Source organism: Halobacillus campisalis (genome assembly GCF_030345335.1).
GTDB classification, from domain to species: Bacteria; Bacillota; Bacilli; order Bacillales; family Halobacillaceae; genus Halobacillus_A; species Halobacillus_A campisalis.
The window spans coordinates 22,372-42,304 of sequence record NZ_JAPVRC010000014.1; the positions used below are offsets into that span (position 1 = coordinate 22,372).

A 19,933-nucleotide genomic window follows, 5' to 3' on the forward strand; every position below is an offset into this window, starting at 1 on the left:
TTTCCCTTTCTGACTAGCATTTGAAGTGTCCCCATTATAGCACAAAATAAGCCAGGTCTCTTGGTAGACCTGGCTTACACTCTACTCCATCTGCTTCGCTAAAAAGTTAGCGGCGGTATGGACTGCTTTTTCGGAACCTTCGTCAATCGGTGAGCCTTCTTTATTAAAGACAGCTACACAGCCAATCGGATCCCCTTGAGCAATGATAGGATGTATAATATAAGAAATAACGTCCTCTTCTAAATCTCTGACGATCTCCACCGGCTGAGGGTGTTTTTCAGATTGAACGGTTCTTTTGTCCAAAACTTGCTCAATAATACTTCCAATTTGGCGGTTCATATAAGACTTCTTCGATTCACCAGCTACAGCGATAAACTCATCACGGTCGCAAATAAGTACAGGAACTTTTAAAGAATCGTGCAGAGCCTCCGCGTATTCTTTGGCGAAATCGCCCAGCTCGCTGATCGGAGAATATTTCTTCAAAATTACTTCTCCTTCACGGTCTACGAAAATTTCCAACGGGTCCCCTTCTCTGATCCGTAACGTGCGGCGAATCTCTTTAGGTATGACAACCCGTCCCAAATCATCAATACGACGTACAATACCAGTTGCTTTCATTCTAACACTTCCTCCCATTCCAAAGTTCTCCATCTATCCTGATGCTGTTCAACCTACACCAAAAATTTATAAGTGATAAATATAGTATGATACACCAGAAAAAACCTATGCATAAAAATATAAACTAAAGAAAAGTGCGGAATGGGCGGGAGCTTTTAAACTAACATCTTTACAAGCCCAATTAAAAAATGCCCTCCACGCCGTTATGGAGGGCCTCCGACATTTAAGCGCTTGTTGCCTCGCGCGTCAACTGCGGCAAACGTTCTAAAAATTCTTCTATGACTTCATACCGTTTGCCTGCAGAACTTCGGTCCCAGGCAACGGTTACTTTCAATCGACTATCTTCCGTTCCGAGCTGAATCATCCGGCCGTATTCATTAGCCACTTCAAACAACTTCGCACCGTCAATTTGCTGACTTTGGCTCATTTCCATAACCATAACGATCTTTTTCTTTTTCTCAGAAATCGACTCTATGCGAGCTCGTTTCGCATAGTGCTTAATGGAAGAGACTCGGAATAAATTCTCGACCTCCTCTGGATAATCGCCAAAGCGGTCGATCATTTCATCCCGGAGGTCATGAATGTCTTCCACCGATTCAATGGCCTGGAACTGTTTATACATATCGATTTTTTGCTTTTCATCGGATATATACTCGTCTGGAATATAAGCATCGATATTTAAATCAAGCTCTGGCTGGAAAGGCTGTATGGCTTCTGGCTCTTTCCCTTGGCGTTTCGCTTCGATAGCGTCCTTAAGCATTTGCGAGTACATGTCGAAACCAACGGAGTCAATGAACCCGTGCTGCTGTGAACCTAATAAGTTGCCGGCGCCTCGAATCGATAAGTCGCGCATTGCGATCTTAAAACCGGACCCGAGTTCTGTAAATTCTTTAATGGCTTGAAGCCGCTTTTCAGCAACCTCAGTGAGCACTTTATCCTTTTGATAAGTGAAATAGGCATAAGCAACCCGGTTGGATCTCCCTACTCTTCCTCGGAGTTGGTAAAGCTGGCTGAGCCCCATTCGGTCGGCATCATAAACAATCAGTGTATTTACATTCGGAATATCGACACCCGTTTCAATGATCGTTGTACTCACCAGCACATCGAATTCCCCTTCTAAAAAGGAAAACATCACGTTCTCAAGCTCGGTCTCGTTCATTTGGCCGTGAGCGAAAGCCACTCTCGCTTCTGGGACAAGAGCTGAAATCTCCTGGGCCATCCGTTCAATATTCTCTACACGGTTGAACAGGAAAAAGACTTGGCCGTCTCTCGCCATTTCTCTTTCCACCGCTTCGCGCATGAAAACAGGATTGTACTCCAGCACATACGTCTGGATTGGAAACCGGTTCTCAGGCGGTGTTTCAATGACCGATAAGTCACGCACCCCGAGCATCGACATATGAAGAGTCCGCGGAATAGGAGTCGCTGTCAAAGTCAATACATCTACATTGGATTTCAGCTGTTTGATTTTTTCTTTATGCTTCACTCCGAAACGCTGTTCTTCATCGACTACTAACAACCCTAAGTCTTTGAACTTTATATCTTTTGATAAAATGCGGTGCGTGCCGACAACGATGTCGAGGAGACCTTTTCTTAAACGATCCGTCGTTTCCTTCTGTTGTTTTTTCGTCCTGAAACGACTGAGCAGGCCAATATTGACACCGAAATCCTGAAATCTTTCCTGCATCGTTTCGAAATGCTGCTGTGCTAATATCGTCGTCGGAACAAGGATCGCTACCTGTTTTCCGTTTTCAACCGCTTTAAAAGCTGCGCGAATCGCCACTTCTGTTTTTCCATAGCCTACATCTCCGCATAGAAGACGATCCATCGGTCGGATTCTTTGCATATCCTCTTTAATTTCATCAATACAACGAATCTGGTCTTCCGTTTCTTCATATGGGAACGCCGTTTCAAAATCACGCTGCATTTCTCCATCTTCTGAGAAAGCGTGACCTTTGGACGCTTCTCTATCTGCATACAGCTGAATTAAATCGTCAGCTATATCTTCTACGGAGGACTGGACGCGGCTTTTCACCTTCGTCCACTCACTGCCACCCAGCTTATAAACTTTCGGCTCCTTGCCTTCTGAACCGACATACTTTTGAATTAAATCAATTTGATCGATCGGAACGAAAAGCTTGTCGTTGCCTGAGTACTTCACCATTAAGAAATCTTTATGGCTGTCTCCCACTTTCAGCGTCTCAATACCGATGTATTTACCGATCCCGTGATTAGCGTGAACGACATAGTCGCCCACTTTCAGCTCTTGATAGTTTTTGATACGCTCGGCATTCGTCATTTTTTGCCTGCGTTTTGGCTTCGCCGTCCGTTTTTTGAACAATTCGTTTTCTGTAAGTACAGCTAACTTGTGCATCGGCCATTCAAATCCACTGCTAATGTTCCCTTTAATAATGGTCGGGATATTAACGGGCAGTGCCGGTGATTTTTTGGCGACTACGGCTTCCATCTGATAATCCTGAAGTACAGATTGGATCTTATCCGCTCTCGAATCATCTGGAGCAAGGATGATCACACTGTATCCCTGCTTCATCCACCGATCCATCTCTGTTTTCAATAAATTCATTTGACCGTGGAATTGCTGCATTTGACGGCTGGAAATATTAACGATATTCTGCGGCTGTGTATTTGGAATGTGGCGCATAAACACGGATAAGTAAAGCTTCGTCTGCTTCATCTTCTCCCACGTATCGTGCCAATCAAACGAGATACGTAAATCTCGTACCATCTGGTTCACTTCCAGCAGACTGTTATACCATTCGGCTTCTTCCTGATCAAGGCGGCCTGCTGTTTCTTGAATACGACTCATTTCATCAAGGACGATCAATCCATTGTCCGGTAAATAGTCTAGTAAACTGACAGGTTCTTCATAGAAATACCCGATATATTTGTACAGTTCCTGGAAACGTTCACGGTGATGCAACTGATCGATGTCATGTTCGATATAAGTATTAAGTGTTTCCTTCGCTTCTTTCTTCGTAAGCTTTTGCAGGGAATGGCTGAGTGCCTCCTCAAGCCTGTGAGCAGCTCTTGTAAAATCTTCGTCCGTTAATAATAGTTCAGTCGCTGGGCCGACTTGTACGAAGTCAAATTTTGAATGAGATCGCTGCGATTCCGAATCGAATGAACGAATCGAGTCCACTTCGGTATCGAATAGTTCGATGCGGTAAGGATATTCTGCAGTAAGAGGATACGCGTCAATAATCCCTCCACGTACAGAGAATTCTCCTGGGCTCGACACCATATCTACTCGTTCATACCCCATGCTTACGAAACGATTGAGGTAAAGGTCAACATCGATTTCTTCTCCAACGCGAAAAGGGAGCATGTTGTGCTCCCAGTAAGACTTAGGCGGCATAATCCGTTTCAGTGCTGACACTGGAGCAATCAGGACCCCTGACTTCTGATTAAGCCACTGCGAGAGTGCCTCGATACGCTGACTGCGCAACTCAGGACTGGCTACCGCTATTTCTGAAGCAATCAGCTCATTGACGGGATAAAGGTGTACCTGGTCGCTGTCAGCCAGTTCTGTCATATCATCGTAAATTTGCTGAGCTTGTATAAGCTGGTGAGTAATAATGATGACAGGACGGTTTAAAGATTCTTTCAAAAGCGAAATCATCAAGCTTCTGGATGCTCCCGAAAGCCCGGCAATCATTTGTTCCTGCATCCCCGCTTCAAAACCATCAACTACCGACTTTATATCGTCTTGCGGATATAAATAATTTTTTATTCCTTGCATAACAAACTCCTCCATAACCGTGAGAGCTCTTAAAGAGGAGCCTCCAGGTTTAATGAATAAAAAAATCCAACTCATGATAGTGAGGATTTTGTTGAAGAGACCGTTCACATGAATCGCAAATCGTTCGGATATTCATATTCCCTTCACGATCATACGTAACCATCTCTTTATGGTCATCCTCGGTCAAACACTCTAAGCCAAGCTCAGAAATTTCGACCCGTTCACGATCTAATTTTCCGACTTGGCGCTGACAATGCCGGCATATATAGTGGATATTCATAGATACACTCTCCTTTATAGAAGTACATGTATCTATTGTTGCCGGCCATGGTGCTGCTTATACGATTTTCAATTCGCATTGAATTCATTCATGACTTCATTAAACGGCCTCTCCATCCAGCTTTCGCATGCTTTCACCGATTGTGTGACCGCTTCTGATACAGGCCCTTGTTGATCTTTATCAAACGTGCCGAGCACATAATCGACCACTGACATCGGGACAGAAGCTCGTCCTACCCCTACACGAAGCCGTTTGAAATCTTTTGTCCCTAGTTGGTCAATGATGCTTCGGATGCCATTATGACCGCCATGGCCGCCTTTTTGACGAAGACGGATTTTCCCTGGAGGCAGATCCAAGTCATCGTAAATGACCAGTACGTCTTCTTCATCTATGTCATAATAATCCATGAACATACGAAGAGAATCACCAGACAGATTCATGTAAGTCTGTGGCTTTAGCAAAAGAATTTTTTCACCATTTACATGTTCTATCGTAAATAATCCCTTAAACTTCTCTTGCGACACTGTCCAATGGTTTTGTTTCGCTAATTCATCGATAATCATGAAACCTACATTGTGACGGGTCTTTTCATATTTTTTCCCGGGGTTCCCGAGCCCAACTATACACTTCATGTGAGATCTTCCTTTGTCTGCGTCATTCTTGATACGTATTATTATATCAAATGTATGGTAAGAAATATGTCTTGTACTGTATGCTTTTTATAGTTTTTACAGCCTAAAAATAGGACGTAACCAACGGCTACGTCCTATTTTCTTATTAAGAAAGATTATTTATTTTCACTTTCTTCTTTAGCTTCATCTTCTTGAGACTCATCATCTTCATCTTTGTTCTCACCGATGACTTCTGGTTCAGCGTCCGCATTTTCAGTATCTGGCTCTTCAGGCATTTCTTCTGGTGGAGTTACAGATACGATCGTCGTATTCTCATCTTCAGTAATCTCATAGTTGCGTCCTTCTTTAAGATCGCCAACCATGATGCTGTCTCCGATATTCAGCTCGGAAATATCAACGAGAATTTCCTCTGGAATGTCAGCAGGCTTCGCACGGACAGCAAGCTCATATAATGGCTGCTGCACGACACCGTCTTCTTTAGCGCCCGGTGCTTCGCCATCTAAACGGACTGGTACTTCTACGTCCATCTCTTCAGACATGTTGACGATGTAAAAGTCCGCGTGGATCAGCTCGTCCTTTAAAGGATCTACTTGATATTCATGAAGCATGACATCCACGGTGGATCCGTCTTTAATATCGAGTGAGATAATTGCGTTTTTACCTTCATCACGTACTGTCTTTAAAAGTTCAATACTATTTACAGCTACATTAATTGGTTCTTTATCTTTACCATATACGACACTCGGAACATTACCTTCTTGTCGCAATTCACGTGTCACTGATTGTTTTAAGTCTTTTCTTTGATTTGCTTTTAATGTAATTGCCAAAATAATCTCCTCCAGTTAATTAACCATTCATTATATTCAGGTTCCCTTTTCTAGCAGAAGTTAAACATTTTTCATTACAATAATTCATTTTAATCAAATAAAATGCTTACGGATTGACGTTCGTGAACTCTAATAATCGCTTCACTGATCAGCGGTGCTACAGATAACTGAGTAATCTTATCAATAATTTTCTCTTCACCTAACGGAATGGTGTTCGTAACAACCAGCTCTTTGATTTTCGAGTTATCAATACGTTCAAGTGCGGGTCCTGAGAGAACAGGGTGTGTACAACAAGCATACACGTTTTTAGCACCGTTTTCTACTAAGGCATTAGCCGCAAGTGTAATCGTGCCAGCTGTATCGATAATATCATCAATCATAATAGCCGTTTTGCCTTCTATATTACCTACAATATTCATGACTTCAGCAACATTCGGTTTAGGCCGTCGTTTGTCGATGATGGCGATTGGAGCTTTTAAGCGATCAGCCATTTTTCTCGCTCGAGTTACCCCGCCATGGTCAGGTGAAACGATGACAACATCTTCGAAATTCTTGGATTTGAAATAGTCGGAGAGAATAGGTACACCTACAAGGTGATCGATCGGCATATCGAAGAACCCTTGTATTTGCGGTGCATGAAGATCCAACATAATGACTCGGGACGCTCCGGCAGTTTCAAGTAAATTAGCAATCAGTTTCGCAGTAATCGGTTCTCTCGCCCGAGCTTTACGATCCTGTCTCGCATAGCCGTAATAAGGCATGACGATATTGATCGTACGAGCAGATGCTCGTTTTAAAGCATCAATCATAATCAGCAATTCCATTAAGTGCTGATTGACGGGGGCACAAGTAGATTGAACAACATACACGTCACATCCGCGGATACTCTCATCTATGTTAATTTGAATTTCGCCATCACTAAAGCTTGTAACCGTACACTTCCCTAGTTCTGTCCCGATATTCTCAGCAATTTCTCTTGCAAGCTCAGGGTTTGAATTGAGTGAGAACACTTTTAAAGTTGAATCCTTGTATCCAGTTGCCATGGATTTGAACCCTCCGTTAGTCTTTTTTATTCGATTGAATTTTGTTTGCGTAGCCTTCTTTATTCGTTTGACGAGCCCGGGCGATGGACAGCGCCTCAGCTGGTACATCTTTGTTGATCGTTGATCCAGCTGCTACGTAAGCACCTTTTCCGACCGTGACAGGAGCTATCAAGTTAGAATTACACCCGATGAACGCATCGTCTTCGATCGTCGTCAGAAATTTATTCTTGCCATCGTAATTCACTGTAATTGTACCACAACCTACGTTCACACCGCTTCCGACATGAGCATCTCCGATGTAGCTTAAGTGGGAAGCTTTACTTCCTTCACCGAATTCAGCTTTTTTCACTTCTACAAAATTACCGATTTTCACATCGTTGCCTAATGATGAATCAGGGCGGATGTGGGCAAATGGTCCAACTTGCACACGAGCACCGATGCGGCTGTCAGTGGCCACACTTTGCTTCACCGTTGTTTCAGCTCCGATATGGCAGTTTTCAATTGTGGAATGCGGCCCGATGACTGCATCATTTTCAATAGAAGTGCTTCCATTTAAGATTGATCCTGGATAGATCGTAACGTCCTGCCCGATCGTGACATCAGGACCGATATACGTGTTGTCCGGATCCACGAGTGAAACTCCGTTACGCATATGTTGTTCATTAATCCGCTGCTTCATTAATTTTTCTGCTTTAGATAGAGCGACTCTGTCGTTGACTCCTAGAGATTCTGAAAAATCGGGTGTTTGATAAGCGCTGATCACTTCTCCCTGGTTTTTCAGGATTTCTATGACGTCCGGCAGGTAATATTCTCCTTGAACGTTATCATTTGAAACATTTTTTAATGATTCAAATAAATATTTATTATCGAAGCAGTACGTTCCCGTATTAATTTCTTGTACAGCCTGCTCCTCTTTAGAGGCGTCCTTTTGTTCAACGATACGCTCTACCTGACCATTGCCGCCGCGGATTACACGCCCATACCCTGAAGGATCTTCAGCATGAGCCGTTAAAATCGTGGCCTTCGCTTCCGTTTCAATATGATGATCCATCATATTCTGCAAGGTCTCCTCGGTCAGTAAAGGGGTGTCTCCGCATGCTACGACCGTGATCCCTTCTCGTTCAGCCAAAATATCGTCCGCTTGCTGAACAGCATGTCCGGTTCCCAGCTGTTCTTTCTGGACCACGTAGTGACTATCTTCTCCCAGCTGATCCTGGACTTTTTCAGCTCCGAACCCTACCACGGTAATTAATTCATTCAACTCTAATTTATTTAATTGATCCACCACATGTTGAACCATTGGTTTCCCGCAAACAGGGTGCAGAACTTTATATAATTTGGACTTCATTCGAGTGCCTTGTCCTGCAGCTAATACCACAGCATATTTTTCGGTCATGACGCAACCTCCATCCTATTTATCCATTATGAATAATATCTTAAAATCCGCTTAATTTCAACAGACACCCTTTACATGTCAACAGTATTTCACCGATCGCAAAAAAAAGAAGCCAGACCCCCCCTTGAAGGTCAGACTTCTTTTCGAACGCACCTTTTACGATGCTCCAGCTTCTTCGTATTCGACTTCTGATTCAGCTTCACCGACATTATGGTATTCTTCAAGAACAGCATCTTGAATCTTCCCACGCGTTCCCGAATTGATCGGGTGCGCGATGTCACGGAATTCCCCGTCAGGTGTACGTTTGCTTGGCATGGCTACAAATAAGCCATTATTGCCGTCAATCACCCTAATGTCATGGACAACAAACTCCTGATCCAAGGTAATAGAAGCAATTGCTCGCATTCTTCCTTCGGTATTTACGCGTCGCAGTCTTACGTCAGTTACTTCCATTAAGTTCACCACCTTTTCCCAAAAAGAACTTAATAAAACAATTCCACAAATTCCTAGAAATTCCTGCCTGTTTTCCAAAAAAAATAAAAAATCTATTTTTTTCTAATTTATCATGACTTTAGACATACAAAAAAATAAGGCCACTACATTAGCTAGTAGAAGCCTTATTTACCGTTCCATCTCTTTTATTCTTTTATGACAATCGATCTAGAAAGTTTCCAGGGTGCACCTCAATTTTCGACTGGCGATCATCGACATTCATGATCTGCACAAGGGAAACATGATCGTCTACGATACGATCCTCTTCCTCATCTTCCGCTTCAGCTAACACTCCAATGCCGGCTAACTCGGCATTGAATTCCTTCAGCAGACTCTTCATCCCATTAATAGTTCCGCCTGCTTTCATGAAATCATCAATGATGCAAACTCTAGACCCTTCCGATAAGGAGCGCTTCGTCAGCACCATCGTTTGAATTTTCCTTGTAGACCCGGATACGTAATTAATACTGACAGTGGATCCTTCTGTTACTTTAGGATCACGTCGGACGATGACAACAGGAACATTTAAATAAGATGCCACTGCATAGGCAAGCGGTATACCTTTTGTAGCTACTGTCATCACAGCATCAATTTCCTTACCTGCAAACGATGAAGCTAAGAGACGCCCGATGTTCCGGATCGTATCAGGTTCACCGAGGAGATCACTCATAAACAGGTAACCTCCAGGCAGAAGACGATCAGGATCTTCTAAACGCCCACATAATTCTTTGACGAATTGTTCACTATACTCACGGGAAAAGGTGGGAATGTACTTCACACCGCCCGCAGCTCCAGATACCGTTTCTAAATAACCGATTCCTTCATGCCGGAACATTTTGTTGATGATCCCTAAATCTTCGCTTACTGAAGATTTAGCCGCTTCATATTTATCTGATAAAAAAGGCAGAGAAATTAATTCACGAGGCCGATCTAACACATAATGCGTCATGGCAACTAGTCGTTCACTTCTTTTCATGGAAAGACACCTCAAAATCCGAATATTACTAATAAATATATCAGATTTGTACGGATTTTATCAAGTGTTTTCTCGACTTCCCAGCATTCTGACGATATAGACCTCCGGACAAAAACCTTTCAAGCTGTTGTATATTCGTTGTACCCGTCCGTCCTGAGCGACAAGCGCAAAAACAGTCGGCCCGCTTCCGCTCATGAGAACGGCATCGGCTCCTGCCTGCTGCATTTTTTCTTTAATTTGATTGACTTCAGGATGGAGTCTTGTAGTTACACCTTCCAGCGTATTTCCCACTTGGGCACATATCTTCTCAAAGCTTTGTTCTTCTAATGCCGCGATCATCGACTGTGTATCCGGATGCTCCGCCTGCTTAATGTTCAGCTTTTGATAGACCGTCTGAGTGGATACGCCGATAGCAGGCTTAGCCAGCACTACCCAGCATGGAGGCGGAGCCGGCAATTCCAATATCTGCTCACCGCGGCCTTTAGCCAGAGCAGTCCCTCCATAGACACAAAAAGAAACATCCGAACCGATTTTTGCTCCCAGTTCCGCCAATTCATCTAAGCTTGCTCCAATCTTCCAAAGCTTATTGACTCCACGAAGTACAGCAGCGGCATCGCTGCTCCCTCCCGCAAGGCCGGCAGCTACAGGAATGTTCTTCTCAATGAAGATCCTTACGCCTTTTTTAATTTTAAAATGGTCCTTCATTAGTTTCGCCGCGCGGTAAGCCAGATTCCTCTCATCATTCGGAACGAACCTGCTTTCTGACTCCACTTTAATTTTGTCGTACGGCAATAACTTCAATTCAATGCGGTCGGCAAGATCGACAGTAGTCATCACCATTTCCACCTCATGAAATCCATCATTGCGTTTATGTAAAACATCAAGAGACAAATTAATTTTGGCCGGTGCCTTCTCTAAAACAACCACATCTACACCTCCCTTCCTCATAATCCCTCCAAGCATTGTACCATAAAATACATGCATATGGAGAACTTATACAGACGGGAAAGCGGTCGTTTCAGTAACTCTAAACGAAAAATCCTCCCCGCATGGTAAATCATACGGAGAGGTACACCTTACTTATTGCCGGTCTTTGAGCATCTGCTCTTCAGCCATCTGGATCGCACGCTTAACCATGTTTCCAGCCTCACGGGTTGTAATACCGCCCCAGCCGTCTTTCTGCACTTTGTCGTAAAATCCAAGTTCTTTTGCGATTTCTTCTTTAAACGAATCGGACATGATACTTCTGCGCCCCATCGCTTTCAGCTCCTTTCGCCATCACTTAGCTACGACAAGCTTAGTATGAAACAGGACGCGCATTTCATTCCGGCAACTGCAGGAAGCTTTAGTAACTTTGACCAGCAGGGAACCGATAAAGTTTATGTAAAATAAAAAAGCAGCAACCCTAAGGGGTCTACTGCTCCATAGCCATTGTTGATAGGTCGTCGAAGCTTAATTCGACTGTCTCTGTGAGTACATCTGCATAACTATATGATACACGTTCGAAAGCATTTTCTTCTTGGTCTAATTCAACAATAAAAACAGCTGGATATGTCTCAGCAAGCACACCTGAACGTTCAATGGTCTTACGGCGTCCGCCGTTTGCCTTTAATGTTAAACGTTTGCCAATCTGTCCCTCAAGGGATTGTTTGATTTCTACTAACGTTTTAGCCACTATACTCCACCTCACTAATGATTATAATATCATCATTCTCGGTCAAAGTCAAATAAAATATTCAATTATACCAGTAGGGCAAAATCAATGTCAATATAATAACTCATAGATTAGAGGTTATTTTAGATTTTTTAATTATTTGCATTCGTCAGCAGGCAAAACTTGATATGCCCCTCTATAATCAACAATGAGACGCTAATTTTCGACATCCTCAGAGTAAGGCATTCCGATTCTTAATAATCCTCGCGTCTGTAAACCACCCAAACCCTTTTCTCCACTGATCGTATTTCGCACAACATCCCATATGTTAATATGGTCCATAAACGACGTATAAGCTATCCTGGCGGCCACGTAAACTGGATCGATGGCGTGGATGTTCACTCGTGCTGGGGAGCTTGCAAAGTTGGCTCCTGCCTTAATGAGGGACTCGAAATGAGACTGGCAGGCTCCGGCGAATATAACCAATTGGTCAAAATGAGGATAGTGCTGTCTAAGATTCCTTACAGCCTCAACAAAATAGCGCGAATGACGATAGGACTCTAGATCTTTGGTGGAACCTTTCGATTTCGAGTATGCATCATGTCCGGTCAGCACTACGATTTCAGGCTGAATTTTTTTAACGAGCGCCACCACCTCGAGCGGCATATTTTTTTCTTGAATGTATTGTCCGTGCACCTGTAAACCTAACTGTTCATACAACTGGACGCATTTTTTCAAAAACAAAGGATCGCCGTCAATATGGAGTATCCTGGGTGATATTTGAAAATAATTAGATTTCTCATCCGAATCCTGATAACTTCCTCCAGCTTCTACCTCACGTTTCTCTTTAAGCAGTCGGTAATCCTGGCGAAATAAGCGGTATGAACAAGCCTCTTGTTTATTTATATGTGTTTTTCTTTCAAGATATTCAGAACCGGACACTTTATTTAAATCTTCCAGAGGGGCATCCGCTTCAAGACGGACGTGTTCACCGATTAATTTAACCAAGGAGCCCTCTATAGATTTAACTCTGAACAAAACGTCATGATTATATGATGTTCTTGTAACTAAGTCTCCATGTGTTAACACTAGCATCCCACCTCGCAACAAGCACTACAGTAGTCTATGTAGGAATTTCTCACCTGTTACTTGTGAAGAAGCTAAGTAAAAATCATTGGTTCGTTTATTTTTCAATTTGAAAATGGAAGTGTGGTGGAGGGGAGGGATATACTTAGGGAATAGTTGGTATCCTTCAATAGACAGGAGGCGTTGATCAAGAAGATGGGGATTATGACTTTAGAGATACGAGTAGACCATTAGTTTTGAGAAATCTATGTATAACGCTATGGATTATTTTTCATAGGAGAGTTATTCAATGAAATGGAAGAATTGTGGAATACTCTGCTTCAATACCTTCTGGCTGTTCCGTCTACTTAATTGAGTGGAAGGTGGTTTCAGGAATGGGATCGCTTTCCGTGGGAGTGCAGTGAGCTTCCTCAGGCTGACGCCTTCCGGGATCTCACCAATCACTCTCATCCCACAGGAGTCTCCCCCATTCCTAAAACCACCTAATTTTAAAAGAGACGGAACACTGACATTAGAAGAAAAAAAGACCTCATGTTCCAACATTCGTAGAAAGGGTATAAGCCAAATTAGTAAACCATTGCATAAACAAAATAAGTGCTATCTAACTCCAGTGTCAGTGGCAAACGAGACTTCTTTCACGTCTGTACGATAAGTCAACAGCAGATCACTACGTTCTTCGTGTTCCCTTTACCTCCGACAGCTCCTTACAGTAAAATTTTCTACACGGAACCCAAGTTAAAAGAATCATCATACAACATCAACGTTTGCTTTTCCTAAAAGTGGTTTCGAGATACTTACCAGGTGGAGGGGCGGAGGGAAACGGTGAGACTCCTGTGGGATTAGCGGGACAGGTGAGACCCCGGAGAGCGAAGCTCGAGGTGGCTCAGCGTCCACCCCCACGGAAAGCGAACCGTTTCCTGCAGCCCCTAAGTTCACACGATATCTCGAAACTGAGGACCCTAGAATATCAACACGGAAATTTAATGCAGCTTTTGATAAAAATGATGAGCGAGTGTGGCGAACTCCTGCATGGATAAAGATTCCCCTCTGCGCTTAGGGTCTATTTCTGCCGCTTCAAGCTTCGCTCGAATCTCTTCTTTTTCCAGTGAACCTTTAAAGTGACGGGCCAAATTGTTCATCAAAGTTTTTCTCCGCTGGCCGAACGTAGCCTGCACTAAATTAAAGAAAAATTCCTCATCATCGACTTCAACGGGCGGTTGTTTCCGCATTTCCAAATGAAGGACCGAAGAATCTACATTGGGCTGAGGCATGAAGACCGTCTTTGGAACATTCATGACGACAGCAGCCTCTGTATAATATTGAACGGCGATTGATAAAGACCCATAGCTCTTAGAATTAGGCTTGGCCGCCATACGTTCAGCTACTTCCTTCTGAATCATAACCGTAATGCTGTCCACGGGAAGGCGATCCATCAACAGCTTCATCAATATTGGAGTCGTAATATAGTATGGAAGGTTGGCAACGACACGGATCGGCTGCCCTTCCTTGAAATGTTCAGCGATGACATTTTCCACATCAGCTTGTAAAATATCCTCATTGATAATGGTGACATTGCTGTAGTCCTGAAGAGTTTCATCCAATATCGGGACAAGACGCTGATCGATTTCAAATGCCACTACGCGGTCGGCATGCTGGGCTAACTGCTCAGTCAAAGCGCCGATGCCCGGCCCGATTTCAATTGCGGCCGCTTCCTCGTCGATCCCTGCATGTTCTATGATGTTTCTAAGTATATTGACATCAATCAGAAAGTTCTGACCTAAGCTTTTCTTAAAAGAAAATCCGTAGGTCTCTAGTATTTCCTTTGTTCGTTTCGGTGTAGCTACCGCTTTACTTTTCATTTTCTTCCTCCTGAACGATTTGGTCCATCGCTTCTTCTAACTGCTTTTGGGTGATTTGAAACATATTCAACCGCTTGAGCAGCTGTTTGCCGTTCGTTTTGCCTATTTTCAGAGCCAGTCCCAGCTTCTCTCTGCGCTGATTGGCCATAGCCCCTCCTATCAGCCCGTAAGACAACAATTCTTCCTTTGTAATGCTGTTATATGTCGATTCGGTCAGCTCATATACACTGGATAAAGCTTGTCTAATGTCCTCAAGAGAGGAGTGCTCCACACCAATCCCTTTATTTCTTTTGGCTCTTGCTGATTCTTTTGGCAGAAACGCATGTTTACAGCCAGGCACATGTTCAGTAACGATGTGCCTGATGCGCTCTCCTGGAGAATCCGGATCTGTAAAAATAATCACGCCGCGTTTTTGCTGGGCATGAGAAATGCGCTTCAGTACTTCTTCATCAATAGCTGAGCCGTTCGTTTCGATCGTATCTGCATCGACGGCCTGCCGGATTCTCGCTGTATCATCTCGACCTTCAACTACAATCACTTCTTTAATTCTCACACGTCTTTCCTCCACTGATTGAATTCTTCCATAGCATACCACGACTTGAATAGGCGGGACAAAAGCCAGTCGTCCTTTTCCCCTCAATCTCTGCTTTGATTTTCCATGGAAACGAGGTCGGTTTCGCAGTCTTGCAGTGGAATATCATAAGATCTCATCAAAAAAAGCAGAGGGACTCCCCTCCGCTTTTCTTTAATCCAGTACTTTCACTTCCACAGTCTTATTCCCAAAACTGTACGCTTCACTTTTAGAAGGGACATGGACGTCGATTTTCTTTCCTTGTATCGCTCCACCGGTATCACCTGCAATAGCATTACCGTACCCTTCAACCCACACTTCACTCCCAAGAGGAATGATGCTTGGATCTACAGCGATGACTTTTTTGTTCGGGTCTGCTTTTAAATTGATTCCTGTTGCCGTTTTCCCAGAGCACCCTGTACAGTCAGCTGTATACGCCGTAGCTTTCATCTTCAGTGTTTTCCCGTTCTTCTTCTCCTGGCTGCCTTTTGAGGTAGTCTTCGTTTTGGAAGAGGCTGAAGCTACAGCTTTCGGCTCTGATTTGGAATCTTTCTTTTTGGAGTCTGCCACAGACCTTGAACTCTTCTCAGATGGCTTCTGTTTTGATCCAATTGCAATAATTCTATCTTTACTCTCTTTGATCACATCTTCATGAACGAGTTCACGCTTTATCTCTTCACCGTTTTCAATGATGATTTCATATTCTTTGACGACTTTCCCCTCTGTTCCAGTAGAAACCACTTTCTCTTCGCCTTCAGGTAAGGATGGGTCTTTTTCTGTGATGACGGAATAACCAAGGTTTTCTTCGACTTCTTCCGTAGCCTTCTCGAGGCGGGTGATCGAGATTTGTTCGCCTTGCTTCAAGCCTTGCTCTTTACCAAGATTAAGCTTGTCCATTTCATCTAACGTTATATTTTCTTCATTCAAAAAATCTCCTACAGTAGAAGCTGTTGTCCAAACGTCTTGAACATCGCCTCCATCATCCACGGTGATTTGCACCGCTTTTTGTATATTAATATCCATATTTGAGTGAATCGTCTCTGAGGATTTATGAGAAACTTTATCTTGCTCTTTTACTTGAAGGTCGTGATCCTCAAAAAATTCACCAACGGTGTTTGCTGTCGTATAGAATCTCTTCGTATTATCCCCAATAGTTACGTTTAAAGCTTGTGACTCTATGTATGCTACATCCATACCGAATTGAAGCGGGTCCTCCAACTCATGGGACATTTCATCATATGACTGCGGGCTGATTCCAAGTTCATTCAATAGTTCTCCAAAAGTCCCGGCATGCGTACGAACCACTTCGGTCCCCTCATCACTTGTCACTTTTACAGAAGCCTTTGTTGCTTCATACGTGATAAAACCAAGAAAGGTAATAGAAACGATGGATGTTATGAAAGTCCACAAAATAACAGAGCTTAGCACTGTCCTCACATTATTTATTAGTTTCATAGTTCCATCTTCCTTTCCTATCCCCATGTTTTTCTAGTAATATGACAAATCATTTTCATCAAGTTTATTGAAATAAAGCTCGTCCGGGAGTCCCGTCAACGTAATAAGTGGAAGGCGTTTATAGGAATGGGCTCGCTTTCCTGGAGCCCTAAATTCCCACTATGGCTCGAAACTAAGTTTTAAAAACAAGTAACTTATATGTATACCCATTTAAAATAAAAAAAGGAGCCAGCTTAACGTCAGCTGACTCTTCATATTATGCACTTTTACCTATACAATTAACATAACAAGGATGTTACAGTTCCTATACATATAGACAACATTTTTGTAACATTAGTGCTAAAGTCCTCCAATTTATGAATTAATACGGAAAAACTTGAAAGCATTCTCAGTAGTTCGTTGAGTTACTTCTTCGTAAGTTAGTCCCTTTAATTCAGCTATTTGTTCAGCCACCAGCTTCACGTAAGCAGGCTCGTTACGCTTGCCACGATTAGGGTGTGGTGCTAAAAATGGACAATCCGTTTCGACAAGTAAATGCTCTAAATCAATGGCCTTCGCTACTTCTTTAGGCAGCTTTGCGTTTTTGAAAGTGACAGGACCTCCTAAGGAAATCATGAAGTTCATATCCACACACTCTTTAGCCGTTTCTACAGGCCCACTGTAACAGTGCATGATTCCTCCTACCTCAGCAGCATTTTCTTCTTTTAAAATCTCGACGATATCGTCCGTTGCTTCCCGATTATGAATGATAATCGGCATCTTCACTTTTTTAGCCAGACGAATTTGTTTGCGGAACACTTCTTTCTGCACGTCTGCAGGAGACTTATCCCAGTGGTAATCAAGTCCCATTTCACCTATAGCCACAACTTTAGGATGAGAAGACAGCTCTTCTATCCACTGAAGATCTTCTTCTGTCATGTCGATAGCGTCCACAGGATGCCAGCCGACCGCTGCATACATGTGGTCATAATCTTCAGCTATTTGAATAGCCAGAGGGATGGTTTTACGGTCAAAGCCGACGACTGTCATATATTGAACACCCGCCTCGCGAGCGCGCGCGATCGTTTCTTCTCGGTCTTCGTTGAATTGATCAGCATTCAAATGTACGTGAGTATCAAATAACATGGTGAGTCCTCCTTCTGATTAACGGAAAAGGGGAAAAGCCTCGTAGTGCTTTTCCCCTTTATAATTTATTTAACTTTGGAACCGTTCGCAAGTGTTTGATCAATGGAGGCCAGAGCCAGTTTGCCTTGGTCATCTTCACCAGCCAAAATCATTCCTTGAGATAGTTCGCCTTTTAATTTAACAGGCTTAAGATTTGTTACACAAATCACTTTCTTGCCGGTAAGTTCCTCTTCACCATAGTGCTCAGCGATTCCCGAAACCACTTGACGTTTCTCTTCTCCTAAGTCGAGCTGAAGCTTCAGCAGCTTGTCTGCTTTTTTCACTTTTTCGACCTTAGTGACTTCTGCTACTCGGAAATCGAGCTTCATAAAATCATCGATCGTGACTTCTTCCGGTTGATTGTTTTTCTCTTCCGGCTTCTTCTCAGGCGCTGGGGCTGGCTTTTTCATCATATCTTTAATGATCTGCACCTCTTCCTCTGCATCGAGACGAGGGAAGATAGGGTCATCCTTTTGTACAGTCGTTCCTTCAGGAAGACCTTTAAATTCTGAAATACTGCTCCAGGATTTGTACTCATCTTCTTGAGAAACCCCTAACTGTTGAAAGATTTTCTCAGGAGTACCTGTTAAAAACGGCTGAAGCATAACAGCGGTATGACGCAGTGATTCCGTCAGGTGAGCCATCACGTTACCTAAACGTTCCTTCTTAGCTTCATCTTTTGCTAATACCCATGGCTGAGTTTCATCAATATACTTGTTCGTGCGGCTGATGAATTTCCACAAGTCTGCTAAGGCAACAGAAAACTCCATGTTTTCAAGCGCCTCTTCCACAGAAGTTTTTGTTTCTGCAGCCAGCGTTTCCAACTGCTTATCAAATTCATCCTCTGAAAGGGTCAGTTTAGGTATCTCTCCATCAAAATACTTGCTCACCATCGCGACCGTCCGATTGAGAAGGTTGCCTAAGTCATTCGCAAGGTCGTAGTTTGTCCGCTCCACGAAAGCTTCTGGCGTGAACACTCCATCAGAACCGAATGGTACTTCTCTTAGCAAGTAATAACGAAGTGCATCTAAACCATAGCGGTCACTTAATTGTACAGGATCCACTACGTTTCCTTTGGACTTGGACATTTTCCCGTCTTTCATCAAAATCCATCCATGCGCGAATACTTTTTTCGGCAGAGGCAGATCCAGGGCCATCAGCATGATCGGCCAATAAATCGTGTGGAAACGCACAATTTCCTTCCCGACGAGGTGAACATCCGCCGGCCAATATTTTTGATACAGTTCATCGTTTTCACTGTCGAAGCCTAAAGCTGAAATGTAATTACTCAGTGCATCGATCCATACGTAAACGACATGTTTTTCATTAGAAGGAACTTTTACTCCCCAATCAAATGTCGTTCTTGAAACCGCTAAGTCTTCAAGCCCAGGTTTGATGAAATTATTGATCATTTCATTTTTACGGCTTTCCGGCTGGATAAACGTTGGATTGTTTTCGTAAAATTCAAGCAGCTGATCTACATACTTGCTCATTTTAAAGAAGTAAGATTCTTCTTTCACTTTTTCAACGTCGCCACCGCAGTCTGGACAGTGCCCGTTATCAAGCTGACGTTCTGTAAAGAATGATTCACACGGAGTGCAGTACCATCCCTCATATTCATCAAGGTAAATGTCACCTTTTTTTAATAGATAGTCGAATATTTTAGCGACGACTTTCTTGTGACGATCCTGAGTGGTACGAATGAAATCATCATAAGAGATATCAAGCTTATCCCATAAATCATTAATTCCAGACACAATATCGTCCACATACGCTTGAGGAGTGACGCCTGCATCCTCTGCCTTACGCTGAATCTTCTGTCCGTGCTCGTCCGTTCCGGTCAGATACATGACATCGTATCCTTGCAGACGCTTATATCGTGCCATCGCATCTCCTGCTACTGTGGTATAAGCATGTCCTATATGCAAATTACCGCTTGGGTAATAAATGGGTGTACTAATGTAAAAGGTCTTTTTCTCTTCCGACATCATGTGCCCTCCTTAATTTCAACATTCATACAGAGTATTGTACCATTCTTTTTCTTTAATTTCTTTATAACCATTTCTAACTCTAAAATATACCGAATACTTCACTGAAATGTCAAAAAAATCATATAATCT

General features: G+C 43.1%; 18 protein-coding genes. All 18 read right to left on the reverse strand.

What is annotated here, in order from left to right:
• Nucleotides 1–81 precede the first annotated feature (81 nt).
• The 18 genes from spoVT to metG all read right to left on the reverse strand — a co-directional run bounded on the left by spoVT (nt 82) and on the right by metG (nt 19,801).
• The gene (gene spoVT / locus O2Q26_RS18210; protein WP_289217206.1) at nt 82–618 is read right to left on the reverse strand and encodes a stage V sporulation protein T; all 537 of its coding nucleotides are present in this window, start codon (nt 616–618) and stop codon (nt 82–84) included.
• Between the two features lie 223 nt (nt 619–841).
• Nucleotides 842–4,378, reverse strand: coding sequence for a transcription-repair coupling factor (mfd, locus tag O2Q26_RS18215; RefSeq protein WP_289217207.1), 3,537 nt, complete (start codon nt 4,376–4,378; stop codon nt 842–844).
• A 49-nt stretch (nt 4,379–4,427) separates the two neighbouring features.
• Nucleotides 4,428–4,658, reverse strand: a complete 231-nt coding sequence (gene fin, locus O2Q26_RS18220) for an anti-sigma-F factor Fin (protein ID WP_253936111.1) — start codon at nt 4,656–4,658, stop codon at nt 4,428–4,430.
• 68 nt (nt 4,659–4,726) lie between these two features.
• On the reverse strand, nt 4,727–5,290 hold the full coding sequence (gene pth, locus O2Q26_RS18225) for an aminoacyl-tRNA hydrolase (RefSeq protein ID WP_289217208.1): 564 nt from the start codon (nt 5,288–5,290) through the stop codon (nt 4,727–4,729).
• A gap of 155 nt (nt 5,291–5,445) precedes the next feature.
• Nucleotides 5,446–6,117, reverse strand: coding sequence for a 50S ribosomal protein L25/general stress protein Ctc (locus O2Q26_RS18230; protein ID WP_289217209.1), 672 nt, complete (start codon nt 6,115–6,117; stop codon nt 5,446–5,448).
• An 89-nt stretch (nt 6,118–6,206) separates the two neighbouring features.
• Nucleotides 6,207–7,160, reverse strand: a complete 954-nt coding sequence (locus O2Q26_RS18235) for a ribose-phosphate diphosphokinase (protein ID WP_289217210.1) — start codon at nt 7,158–7,160, stop codon at nt 6,207–6,209.
• Nucleotides 7,161–7,176: 16 nt separating this feature from the next.
• The gene (gene glmU, locus O2Q26_RS18240; RefSeq protein WP_289217211.1) at nt 7,177–8,556 is read right to left on the reverse strand and encodes a bifunctional UDP-N-acetylglucosamine diphosphorylase/glucosamine-1-phosphate N-acetyltransferase GlmU; all 1,380 of its coding nucleotides are present in this window, start codon (nt 8,554–8,556) and stop codon (nt 7,177–7,179) included.
• Nucleotides 8,557–8,712: 156 nt separating this feature from the next.
• Nucleotides 8,713–9,009 carry a septation regulator SpoVG gene (gene spoVG / locus O2Q26_RS18245; RefSeq protein WP_253936106.1) on the reverse strand — a complete coding sequence of 99 codons (297 nt, stop codon included), beginning with the start codon at nt 9,007–9,009 and terminating at the stop codon, nt 8,713–8,715.
• A gap of 193 nt (nt 9,010–9,202) precedes the next feature.
• The gene (gene purR / locus O2Q26_RS18250; protein ID WP_253936105.1) at nt 9,203–10,024 is read right to left on the reverse strand and encodes a pur operon repressor; all 822 of its coding nucleotides are present in this window, start codon (nt 10,022–10,024) and stop codon (nt 9,203–9,205) included.
• Nucleotides 10,025–10,084: 60 nt separating this feature from the next.
• Nucleotides 10,085–10,951, reverse strand: coding sequence for a 4-(cytidine 5'-diphospho)-2-C-methyl-D-erythritol kinase (ispE, locus tag O2Q26_RS18255; RefSeq protein WP_289217212.1), 867 nt, complete (start codon nt 10,949–10,951; stop codon nt 10,085–10,087).
• A gap of 153 nt (nt 10,952–11,104) precedes the next feature.
• On the reverse strand, nt 11,105–11,281 hold the full coding sequence (locus O2Q26_RS18260) for a small, acid-soluble spore protein, alpha/beta type (protein ID WP_253936103.1): 177 nt from the start codon (nt 11,279–11,281) through the stop codon (nt 11,105–11,107).
• 157 nt (nt 11,282–11,438) lie between these two features.
• Nucleotides 11,439–11,699, reverse strand: a complete 261-nt coding sequence (gene veg, locus O2Q26_RS18265) for a biofilm formation stimulator Veg (RefSeq protein WP_253936102.1) — start codon at nt 11,697–11,699, stop codon at nt 11,439–11,441.
• Between the two features lie 195 nt (nt 11,700–11,894).
• Entirely contained in the window at nt 11,895–12,773 is an 879-nt protein-coding gene (gene yabG, locus O2Q26_RS18270; RefSeq protein ID WP_289217213.1) for a sporulation peptidase YabG, read from the reverse strand.
• A 971-nt stretch (nt 12,774–13,744) separates the two neighbouring features.
• On the reverse strand, nt 13,745–14,623 hold the full coding sequence (gene rsmA, locus O2Q26_RS18275) for a 16S rRNA (adenine(1518)-N(6)/adenine(1519)-N(6))-dimethyltransferase RsmA (protein WP_289217214.1): 879 nt from the start codon (nt 14,621–14,623) through the stop codon (nt 13,745–13,747).
• Nucleotides 14,613–15,176, reverse strand: coding sequence for a ribonuclease M5 (rnmV, locus tag O2Q26_RS18280; protein WP_289217215.1), 564 nt, complete (start codon nt 15,174–15,176; stop codon nt 14,613–14,615). The genes rsmA and rnmV overlap by 11 nt, the downstream gene beginning before the upstream one ends.
• A gap of 192 nt (nt 15,177–15,368) precedes the next feature.
• Nucleotides 15,369–16,649 (reverse strand): G5 and 3D domain-containing protein, encoded by a 1,281-nt coding sequence (locus O2Q26_RS18285; protein WP_289217216.1) that lies wholly within the window; start codon nt 16,647–16,649, stop codon nt 15,369–15,371.
• Between the two features lie 354 nt (nt 16,650–17,003).
• The gene (locus O2Q26_RS18290) at nt 17,004–17,774 is read right to left on the reverse strand and encodes a TatD family hydrolase (RefSeq protein WP_289217217.1); all 771 of its coding nucleotides are present in this window, start codon (nt 17,772–17,774) and stop codon (nt 17,004–17,006) included.
• Between the two features lie 65 nt (nt 17,775–17,839).
• The gene (gene metG, locus O2Q26_RS18295; RefSeq protein ID WP_289217218.1) at nt 17,840–19,801 is read right to left on the reverse strand and encodes a methionine--tRNA ligase; all 1,962 of its coding nucleotides are present in this window, start codon (nt 19,799–19,801) and stop codon (nt 17,840–17,842) included.
• Between the last annotated feature and the right edge of the window lie 132 nt (nt 19,802–19,933).